This is a genomic window from Reyranella sp., assembly GCF_050185545.1.
Lineage (GTDB): Bacteria > Pseudomonadota > Alphaproteobacteria > Reyranellales > Reyranellaceae > Reyranella.
In genome coordinates, this window is the sequence record NZ_JBFWZI010000001.1 from 118,595 (window position 1) to 129,066 (window position 10,472).

Here is a 10,472-nt window from a genome sequence, read left to right on the forward strand (position 1 = left end):
CCTCGGCTGAACTCAACGCAGCAGACACGCCACGTGATGACCCGGCGCCACCTCCCGCAGCGGTGGTGCAGTCACCTTGCATTCGGCAATGGCATACGGGCAGCGCGTGTGGAAGTGGCATCCGGGCGGCGGATTGGCCGGGCTCGGCACGTCGCCCTGGACGATGCGCTTGCGCTGACGCCGCCGCCTGGGGTCGGGCGCCGTCGCCGCTGAAAGCAGCGCCTCGGTGTAGGGGTGCTTCGGCGTGTTGAACAGGCTGCGCTTGTCGGCGAGCTCGACGATGCGCCCGAGATACATCACGGCAATGCGATGGCTGATGTGGCGCATCACCGCCAGGTCGTGGCTGATGAACAGGTAGGCGAGCCCGTACTCCTCCTGCAGGTCGATCAGCAGGTTCAGCACCTGCGCCTGCACCGACACGTCGAGCGCCGACACCGGCTCATCGGCGACGATCAGGTCGGGATTGACCGACAGTGCCTTGGCGATCCCCAGACGCTGGCGCTGCCCGCCGGAGAACTCGTGGGCGAATTTGCGCATCGCATCGGGCCGCAGCCCGACACGCGTGAACAGGCTCGCCACCTTGTCTGCGGTTTCGCGGCCACGCGTCAGGTCGTAATTCTCCAGCGGCTCGCCGACGATCGTGCCGGCCGAGAGGCGCGGATTCATCGATGAGTACGGATCCTGGAAGATCGTCTGGATGCGCCGGCGATGAGACCACATGGCGGCCGGCGGAAGCTCCGTCACATCCTCGCCGCTCAGCAGGATGCGGCCCGCAGTCGGCTCGATCAGCTTCAGAACGGTCTTGCCGATTGTCGACTTGCCGCAGCCCGACTCGCCCACCAGGCCGAGCGTCTCGCCGCGCCGGATGGAGAAGCTGACGCCGTCGACCGCCTTAACCTGGCCGACCTGGCGCTGCAGCAGGCCGCCATGGATCGGGAAGTGCTTGACCAGGTTGCGGACGTCGAGGAGCGCGGGATCGCTCATCGCACCACCTCCCAGCAGGCCACCGTATGGCCGCCGCCGGCGTCGACGAAGGGCGGCGCCTCGGCGCGACAGCGCTCCGTCGCCAGCGCGCAGCGTGCGGCAAAGGCACAGCCGGTGATGGGCTGGGTCAGGATCGGCACGAGGCCAGGTATCTCCTGCAGCCGCGGACGCTTGCCGGAGATGTCGGCCTCGACGTCGAGCCGGGGGATCGCCCGCATCAGGCCGACCGTGTAGGGGTGCAAGGGCCGCTCGAACAGCGCTTCCACCGGGGCCTCCTCGACCTTGCGCCCGGCATACATCACGACGACGCGTTCGGTGGTTTCGGCAACCACGCCGAGATCGTGGGTGATCAGCACGATGGCGGTTCCGGTCTTCTCCTTGAGCTCCAGCATCAGATCGAGGATCTGGGCCTGGATGGTGACGTCGAGCGCCGTCGTCGGCTCATCGGCGATCAGCACCTGCGGATCGCACGACAGGGCCATGGCGATCATCACCCGCTGGCGCATGCCGCCCGACAGCTGGTGCGGATACTCGTCGAGCCGCCGGCGGGCGTCGGCAATGCGCACCAGGTTCAGCATCTCGCAGGCCCGCTCGCGCCCGGCCTTCCACGGCACGCGGAGATGACGCACGACGTTCTCGGCGATCTGCGTGCCGACCGTCAGCACCGGATTGAGGCTGGTCATCGGCTCCTGGAAGATCATCGAGATGTGATGACCGCGCAGGCGCTTCATCGCCTCCTCGTCGAGACTGGTGAGTTCCTGGCCGTCGAAGCGGATCGAGCCGGAGGCGATGCGGCCAGTCTCGGCCGGGATCAGGCGCAGGATCGACAGCGCCGTCACCGACTTGCCGCAGCCCGATTCGCCCACGATGCCGAGCGTCTCGCCGCGCGCCAGATCGAACGAAACGCCGTCGACAGCGCGCACGACGCCGTCCAGCGTGTTGAACTGCGTACGCAGGTCGCGCACTTCGAGGAGAGCGGTCACAGGCGCCGTGCCAGCCTTGGATCGAGCCGGTCGCGCAGGCCATCGCCCAGCAGGTTCACTGCCAGGACCGTAACGGCGAGGAACCCGCCCGGAATCAGGATTGTCCACGGCGCAATCTGAAAGAAGGTGCGGCCCTGGGCGATGATGTTGCCCCAGCTCGGCACCTCGGGCGGAACGCCGGCGCCAAGGAAGCTCAGGCCTGCCTCGATCAGCATCGCCGAGGCGCAGACATAGGTCGATTGCACGATCAGCGGCGCCAGGGTGTTCGGCAGCACATGGCGCACAAGCAGCTTCAGGGTTCGCGTACCGCCGGCGATGGCGCTCTCGATGTAGGGCTGGGCGCGGATCGACAGCACGACCGCGCGCACCACGCGCACGATGCGCGGCACTTCGGGAATGACGATCGCCACGATGACGATGCCGAGACCGGGCCGCGTCAGGGTGATCAGGGCGATGGCGAGCAGGATCGACGGGATCGCCATCACCCCGTCCATGATCCGCATCACCACGCCATCGATGCGCTGGAAGTAGCCGCAGGCGAGCCCGAGGGCGAGGCCGAGCAGGCTCGAGAAGGCCGCCACCGAAAGACCGACGATCAACGAGACGCGCGCGCCATAGACCGTGCGCGAGAAGACATCGCGGCCGAACTGGTCGGTGCCGAACCACCAGCGCTCCGACGGCGGCCGCAGGCGGTTGACCGGCGTGATCTTGAACGGATCGTGGGTAGCGATGAGCGGGGCGAAGATGGCAACGATCACCAGGGTCAGCAGCAGGACGCCGCCGAGGGTAATGGTCGGGTTGCGCCGGATCGCCGTCAGCAGCGAGAAGCGGCGCGATGGCGGCGCGAGTTCTTCGACCAGGGAGGCGGAGGGGACGGCCATATCAGGAGCGGATAGTCAGTAGCGGATGCGCGGATCGAGGAAAGCGTAGGAGATGTCAATCATCAGGTTGACCAGCACCTTGGCGGCGGCAAACACCAGGATCAGGCCCTGCACGATCGGATAGTCGCGCTTCAGGACAGCGTCCACCGTGAGGCGACCCAGGCCCGGAATGTTGAACACGGTCTCCGTGATCACGACGCCGGATATCAGCAGGGCGATGCCGATGCCGATCACGGTGACGATCGGCACCGCGGCGTTTTTCAGGGCGTGCAGCAGCAGCACGCGATCGGTCGCCAAGCCCTTGGCATTTGCGGTACGGATGTAGTCCTGCTGCAGCACCTCGAGCATCGACGCGCGGGTGATGCGGGCGATCAGCGCCATGTAGGTCACGCCGAGCGCGACCGAGGGCAGGATCAGGCACTCGACGAATGGCCAGAAACCTTCGCCGATCGGGCGGTAGCCCTGCACCGGCAGCAGCTGCCATTGCACGGCGAAGAAATAGATCAGGACGTAGGCCAGCACGAACACCGGCATGGCGAAGCCCAGGACGGCGAAGCCCATGACCAGGCGATCGACCAGCTTGCGCGCCTTCCACGCCGCCACCACGCCGATGGGAATGGCGAGCGCCACCGCCACGAACAGGGTCGACAGGGCGAGCGCCAGGGTCGGCTCGACGCGCTGGGCGATCAGGCGCGTCACCGGCAGATTGGAGAAGATCGAAACACCCAGGTCGCCGCGCATAAGGTCCCACAGCCAGACGCCGAACTGCTCGACGACCGGCCGGTCGAGGCCGAGCTTGACGCGAACGGCAGCAATCGACTCGGCGGTCGCGTCGTCGCCGGCGATGATCGCCGCCGGGTCGCCCGGCGCGAAGCGCAGCAGAAAGAAGACGAACAGCGCCACCACCGCCATCACCGGCAGGGTGGCGAACAGGCGCCGCACGATATAGGCGGTCATGTCAGCTCCTCCCCACGAAGTGGGGAGGTGGCCACGAAGCGGCCGGAGGGGTCATGGCTGGGAGCGCGCACTCCGATGGCGCTCTTCTTGTTGGCTGGACATCCCATGAGCGCCATCGGAGTGGCGCGCTCCCAGCCATGATCCGTCGCCGTAAGACGGAGCACCTCCTCATAGGCATTAAAATACAAAGGGACCTCACCCTGAGGAGGCCGCGCAGCGGCCGTCTCGACGGGTCGGCAACAGTGAAGGACGCCGCGACACGAATTTTCTAACGATCTCCTGTGTGGCCCATCCTTCGAGACGTGCCCTGCGGGCGCTCCTCAGGATGAGGTTTCCCTCTACTTTAACGCCCACGGGGCACCTCCCCGGCGAAGCCGGGGAGGAGAATGAGAAACGTCACTTCTTCGTAATCCCCCACAGCACCGTCAACCCGGTGTTGGGCACGATGCCGTCGATGCGGTCGGCACGATAGGCGAGCGGCGTATCGAACTGACCGAACGGGATGTAGACGACCTGCTCCATCGCCCTGGTCTGCAGCTCCTTGGCGATCCTCTTGCGCTCGTCCTCGCTCGACGCCATGCCGAACGCATTGCGCAGCTTTTCGATCTCCGGATCGCACGGCCAGCCGAACAGCCCCTTCTCGCACGCGGCACCGATCCAGGTGTGCAGCACCGGGTTCGCCGAACCGACGCCGCCCGTCAAGGTGACGAAAATGTTCCAGCCGCCTTGGCTCGGTGGCTCCTTCTTGGCGCGCCGCGACACCACCGAGCCCCAGTCCATCGACTGGGCGTCGACGTTGAGGCCGGCCTCGCGCATCGCCTGGATCAACACCTGGGTCGCCGGCGCGATGGTGTTGTGATCGGTGGTGGCGAGCACCGTGATCGGTTCGCCGTTGTAGCCCGCCTCCTTCATGAGCTGCAGGGCCTTCTTGGGATTGTAGTCCTTGAAGAACGCGCTGCCACCGTCGTTCTCGTAAGGCCCGCCGCAGGTCAGCAGGCCGTGGCAGACGCGGTAGTACTTTGGATCTCCGACGATGGCGCGCAGGAAATCCTCCTGGTTGATCAGGTGGTACATCGCCTGCCGCGCCTTGACGTTGTTGAAGGGCGGATGCAGGTGGTTCAGCCGGATCATGCCCTGCGAGAGATCGAGTTTGCCCGTCTTCATCAGCTTGACACCCTTCGCCCTGGCGAGCAGGGGCAGGAAGTCGATGTTGGGGTTCTCGTAAAAGTCGATCTCGCCATTGACCAGGGCCGACATCGCGGTCTGCGGATCGGAGATCCACACCAGCTCGATTCGGTCCACACCGGGGATCTTGCTGCCGGCGAAGGAGGACGGCGGCTCGTTGCCCGGCCGCGGCACGTAGTCCTTGTTCTTCAGATAGACCGCCTTGCTGCCCGGGACCCACTGCTCCTTGGCGAAGATGAAGGGCCCCGAGCCGATCGACTCCTTGACCTGCTGCTGCGGATCGGTCAGCGCGTCCTTCTCGCGCATGATGGCGGCAATCGAGCTGCCGCTCTTGCCGAGTGATTCCAGCACCATGCCATAGGGCTCGCGCAGAACCATCTTGAACGTCTTGTCGTCGACCGCCTCCAGGGTCGTCACATAGCCCAGGAGGCGCTGGCCGACGCCGTCCTTGGCTCCCCAGCGCTTGATCGAGGCGATCACGTCCTTGGTGGTGACCGGGGAACCGTCATGGAACTTGAGGCCATCGCGCAGAGTGAAAGTGTAGGTCAGCCGATCGGGACTGATCTCGTACTTGCCCACCATTTGCGGCTGCGGCTTCTGGTCGGCGTCGTTGCCAAACAGCGTGTCGTAGACCAGCGCGCCATGGATGTTGGCGATGGTCTGCGTGGTCCAGATCGGATCGATCACGCGCAGGTCGGCGTGCATCACCGCCCGAAGCACCTTTTCCTGCGCCATCGCCGACAGCGGCAGGACGAGCGTCGTCAGGACGGCCAACAATCTCACAATCATGTTTCCCCTCGAGCCTCTCGAGCAACTCCCCATGCACAAATTATGGAAAGCTGCGAACTTGTCCAGCCATCTGGCATGCCCCGGCTGGAAAGAACAGCCGAAAGCTTCCAATGTGCATGGGGCGAAACACCCAGCACGCCCGGCGCGCACCACGATGGCAAGAAAATAGGGGCGGTAACCCGCCCCTGTTTTCATTAGGAGAGCAAGGCATGACCCTGGAAGAGCTGGTGGCGCCGGTCGAGCCGATCTCCGTCGCGGATATCGGCGCGGCGTGCATTGCCGAGGTGCCTGTCTACAGGCCGCTGCTCGATGCCGGCCTCGCTCATCTGCATGCCTTCGAAGGGGACCCGCGTCAGATCGAGAAAATCCGCGAGACCTATCGTGGCAAGGTGACCGTTCGCGATTGCTTCCTGTCCGACGGCAGTATCCACACCCTGCATGTCGCCACCACCGAAAGCGGCATGACCTCGCTGCTGAGGCCGAATGCGACCGCCCTGCGGTTCTTCAACGGCTTCCCGCTCTTCGGGCAAATCCACGAAACCCGCCCCGTCCAGACGATCCGGCTCGACGACGTCGGCGGGCTTCCCGACATCGACTTCCTGAAGCTCGATGTCCAGGGCGCCGAGCTCACTGTGCTCGAGCATGGCCTGCACAGGCTCGCGAGCTGTGTCGCGATCCAGCTCGAGGTCTCATATGTCTGCCTGTACGAAAATCAGCCGAGCTTCGGCGAAGTCGACCTCTTCATGCGTCGCAACGGTTTCCTTCCACATTGCTTCCTTGAGGTGAAAAAGTGGTCGATCGCGCCGATGCTGAGAGGCAACGACGCGCGACGTCCCTTCAATCAGCTGCTCGAGTCCGACATCGTGTACGTCCGCAACCTGCTGTCGCTCCAGGCGCTGAGCGCCCGCCAGCTCAGGAAGCTGTCGCTGATCGCTCACTATTGCTTTTCCAGCTTCGACCTCGCCGTACGAATCCTGATCGAGCTCGAGTCGCGCGGTGCCATAGCGTCCGAAACGCATCGCCGGTATCTCGAGATCCTGAACACGCGGGCGCCATCGGCCGGCAACCGTCAGCAGCCTTAGGGCCTGCAAAGCAAGCGCTTCATTTCACGCGATGACTGCATCCAGCAAGGTCGTCATCCCGAGCACAGCCAGGGCACTTGCATATGGAACAAATTTCGTCATCCCGACCGGAACCGAGCAGCGAGGCGTAGTGGAGGGACCTTTCTTCTTGCAGCATCGGCAAGAAAGGTCCCTCCACTGCACCGCCAATGGCGCTGTAAACAGCGCCTAATCGGGCGGCTCCGCTCGGGATGACGGTGTCTTTTGTAGACGAACACCCCGAGAGCACAGCGAGGGATCTTTGAGGTGTCAGGAGGGGTCCCCCGCCGTGCTGAGATGACCGGTTCCTTGGCGCACACACCAGCCCTGCTTTGCCACCGGCCCTTGGGGGAAGTTCCCTCGATGTCCCCCTTCAGCGACGGATACCCTCGAGCTCCCCCTTCGCCCAATCGATCGCCTGCTTCGCAGTGTTCCCCTTCACCATACGCGCAACCATTCCCGGGATCATGTATTGGCTCCAGATCTGCACCCCGACTTCCGGCGGCGCGCTCGAGCCAACGATGTAGTACTCGGCATCATGGTGAGAACGCACGGGATAGTTGTACAGCGTGCCCTTCGGCGGCTCGAGAGCGGCCCAAACCGGCAGATCCGCCATCGACAGGAAGGGCGGAATGTCGTAGCCGGCAGCCGGAACGCTGAGCTTGGCGACGACCTCGCGCTGACCGAGGAACGTCATCAGGTCCTTGGCCGCCGGCTTGTTCTGCGCCCATTGCCAGATGCCCCAGAAATAGGGCCGATGAGGCACGAGCCGACCCATCTTTCCCTTGGGATTTGGAAAGTGCCAAGTGTCGGCGGCGATCGGCGGCGCGTCGCGCTTGGCCACGGCCCAGGCGCTGGGCGGGTTCCAGATCAGGGCCGCCTTGCCGGCAACGAAAGCCTTGTTGTTGGACGCGTCGTCGTAGGAGATGGTTTCGCGCGGCAGGTACGGCACGAAGCGCTTGACGTACTCGAGCACCTCGCGGACCGGATCGGAATCGACAGTAATGTTGCCCTTGCCATCCACCAGATGCGCCCCGAACGCTCCGAACGTCGCGCCCCAGGTCTGGTTTGCGTCCGTGCTGTTGGCGCCGCAGCCAAGCGCGAACAGGTGGCCCGCCTTGTGGCACTGCTCGGCCATCCTCAACTGCTTCTCATAGGTCCATTCGGCCGCGCCTTTGGTCTTCTCGTCCTTGGCCGGGTACCACGCGGTCACATCCTCACCCGTAGCTTCCTTGATCATCGAAATGCGGGCGCATGGCGGCAGGGGAGCCGAGCCCCAGGCGACCGGCACGGCCAGCCACTTCCCACCCGCCGTGCCAAGATATTCCACGGCCTTGCTCACCGGCCCGTACTGCTTGATCAGCCCGTCGACGACGTCATTCACGGGCGTGAGCTTGTCGGCATACTGATGGGAAGCCCACTGGTCGAAGCAAAGGATGTCATGCCCGGCCCGCGCCTGCGCCTCGGCAGCCTGCGTGAGAATGATCTTGTTGCCGGCGGAAGGAATGAAGTCGATCGTGACCTCGACCTTGTTCTTGGCAGCCCAGTCGTCGACAAAGCCCTTCAGCACCGGATTGGTGCCCGGCACCCAGTGATCCCAAATGCCCATCGTCAGCTTGCCGGCTGCGTTCGCCGACTGAACATGCACCAGCGGCAGGCTTGCACCGACCGCGCCAGCCGCGACCTTGAACGCTCGTCGGCGGGTAATTCGATGGACACGTCTCATGCGCTGCTCCTCCGTTTTGTACGCGTTTCCTACCTCGACTCTTTTTCGAACTGGTTCTTGCGATGCCGCCGGCGCTGTCGATGCCAAGCCGGGCACGCCGGCGACTATACCGGCATTGCGCGCCTCTTGTCGCGTGCTGGGTGAATTACAGCAACGCACTGCCATTTTGGCGGTGCAGCATTCTCGAGCAAGGCGGTCGCCGAATGTGTCGCCTCCCCCCGATGCGACATGGCTGCCCGGTCTGAGACGCAGTCTCGCTAGTAGATCAAGCCCCTCGGTCTCGCGTCGAGGTCGAGTGGCCAGATCGGGCGCTGGACCTTTGTGTAGGGCACCTTGCGATGATCACGACGCAGCGGCCCACTCGATTCGACATAGATCACCTTCTTGGCGATCGGACCGTACGCCGCCATGAAATGGTTGGTCGACTTCACCACCACGATCTTCTTCTTCGTCGGATCGATGCCGAGATTGGTGAACAGCTCGAGCCCGGTCGCCTGGGTACGGTTGCCGATCAGCACGACATCGACGCCGCCCACGCGCACCGCGGCGCAGTCGCCGACCGGCACCTGGGTCGGGCCGAAGCTCTGCCAAGCGTTGCGTTTCAACCCGATGATCTCGACCTCGGCATCGACCGGCTGGCCCGACGATGGCGCGATCTTGCCGCCGAAGCGCAGGCCGATGCGCGCGCCCAGCCCGGCATCGAAGCAGATGCGCACGGCGATCGGGTCCCATAGCGGCCCCAGGCAGGCATTCTCCACCTTGGTCTCGATGAGATGGCGCAGAATGTCGGTGTTGTCGGAGGGCGCCCCGCCGCCGGCATTGTCGGCCGGATCCGCGATCACCACCGGCAGGTCGTTGAACGCCATACCCTCGCGCACCCCCGCCGCGACGTCGAACGACGGCGGCTGGGTCTTGCCGCGCAGGGACACGAGCTCCTCGCCGAGCGCCGTCGCCAGCGCATCTGCCTTCTTCTTGTCGCCGTCGGCCACCACCAGGACGCGGGTGCCGATCTCGGCCACGTCGCCGTAGGGGAAACAATGGGCGATCGACACCGACAGGATGCCGTCCTTGCCTTCCATCGCCTTGATGCGGTCGACCAGCCCGCGCATCGGCTGGAGCGTCGTCGGATAACTCTGGATCTGCCGGCAGTCGTAGACCGACATCACCGGCTTCACCTTGCCGCGCAACGTCGCCAGCACCAGATCGAGCACGTCCTCGGCGCGCTCCACGACGTCGGTGTGTGGAAACTCCTTGTAGAGCACGATGATGTCGGCCTGGGAGACTCGCTTCAGGGTGAGGTGGCAATGGGGATCGAGCTCGACTCCGATCACGCAATCCGGGCCGACCAGCGCACGGGCACGCCCGATGATGTCACCTTCGACGTCGTCGTAGCCGTGCGCCACCATCGCGCCATGCAAACCGAAGAGTATGCCGTCGACCGGCAGCGCGGCCTCGAGCTGTCCCAGGATTTCGTCGCGCATGGCCTCGTAGTCGGCCCGATTGGTGGTGCCGGCAGGGCTGGCGGCGAAGCAACTGCCTTCGATCAGCTCGAACCCTTCGGCGGCGGCCCTGGCGCGCGCCACGAACAACGGCGCCGTGCACATGCGCGGCGCGTCGGCCGGATGCTCGCCGGCGCGGAAGAAGACCGACTCCCGATAGTTCTCGATGCTGGTCGGCAACGGCGAGAAGGTGTTGGTCTCGGTGGCGAGCGTGGCAGTGAACAGGCGCATGAGGTCTCCCTCCTCCCCAAGTTGTGCTTGGGGAGGTGTCGGCGTCTTGCGCCGACGGAGGGGTCACGGTCTTCGGGACCGCGAGCGTCCCGCTCGCTCATATCGCCATGAGCGAGCGGGACGCTCGCGGTCCGGAA

General features: G+C 64.9%; 8 protein-coding genes. 1 reads left to right on the forward strand and 7 read right to left on the reverse strand.

Annotation, left to right across the window (positions count from 1 at the left end):
• Positions 1-12 precede the first annotated feature (12 nt).
• The 5 genes from AB7O82_RS00570 to AB7O82_RS00590 all read right to left on the reverse strand — a co-directional run bounded on the left by AB7O82_RS00570 (position 13) and on the right by AB7O82_RS00590 (position 5,779).
• Positions 13-984 carry an ABC transporter ATP-binding protein gene (locus tag AB7O82_RS00570; RefSeq protein WP_428543255.1) on the reverse strand — a complete coding sequence of 324 codons (972 nt, stop codon included), beginning with the start codon at positions 982-984 and terminating at the stop codon, positions 13-15.
• Positions 981-1,967, reverse strand: a complete 987-nt coding sequence (locus AB7O82_RS00575) for an ABC transporter ATP-binding protein (protein WP_428543253.1) — start codon at positions 1,965-1,967, stop codon at positions 981-983. The genes AB7O82_RS00570 and AB7O82_RS00575 overlap by 4 nt, the downstream gene beginning before the upstream one ends.
• Complete coding sequence (locus tag AB7O82_RS00580) at positions 1,964-2,848, reverse strand: ABC transporter permease (RefSeq protein WP_428543251.1); 885 nt, start codon at positions 2,846-2,848, stop codon at positions 1,964-1,966. Before AB7O82_RS00580 ends, AB7O82_RS00575 begins: the two co-directional genes overlap by 4 nt.
• A gap of 15 nt (positions 2,849-2,863) precedes the next feature.
• Positions 2,864-3,805, reverse strand: coding sequence for an ABC transporter permease (locus tag AB7O82_RS00585; RefSeq protein ID WP_428543249.1), 942 nt, complete (start codon positions 3,803-3,805; stop codon positions 2,864-2,866).
• A 396-nt stretch (positions 3,806-4,201) separates the two neighbouring features.
• Positions 4,202-5,779, reverse strand: coding sequence for an ABC transporter substrate-binding protein (locus tag AB7O82_RS00590; protein ID WP_428543247.1), 1,578 nt, complete (start codon positions 5,777-5,779; stop codon positions 4,202-4,204).
• 209 nt (positions 5,780-5,988) lie between these two features.
• Here AB7O82_RS00590 and AB7O82_RS00595 point away from each other — a divergent pair, with 209 nt between their 5' ends.
• Positions 5,989-6,861: an FkbM family methyltransferase gene (locus AB7O82_RS00595; RefSeq protein WP_428543245.1), complete on the forward strand. Its 873-nt coding sequence runs from the start codon at positions 5,989-5,991 to the stop codon at positions 6,859-6,861.
• A gap of 391 nt (positions 6,862-7,252) precedes the next feature.
• Here the strand turns inward: AB7O82_RS00595 and AB7O82_RS00600 are convergent, their stop codons facing one another.
• A complete protein-coding gene (locus tag AB7O82_RS00600; protein ID WP_428543243.1) occupies positions 7,253-8,692 on the reverse strand; it encodes an ABC transporter substrate-binding protein in 1,440 nt (479 codons plus the stop codon).
• Between the two features lie 170 nt (positions 8,693-8,862).
• Positions 8,863-10,335 carry a M81 family metallopeptidase gene (locus tag AB7O82_RS00605; RefSeq protein WP_428618389.1) on the reverse strand — a complete coding sequence of 491 codons (1,473 nt, stop codon included), beginning with the start codon at positions 10,333-10,335 and terminating at the stop codon, positions 8,863-8,865.
• Positions 10,336-10,472 lie beyond the last annotated feature (137 nt).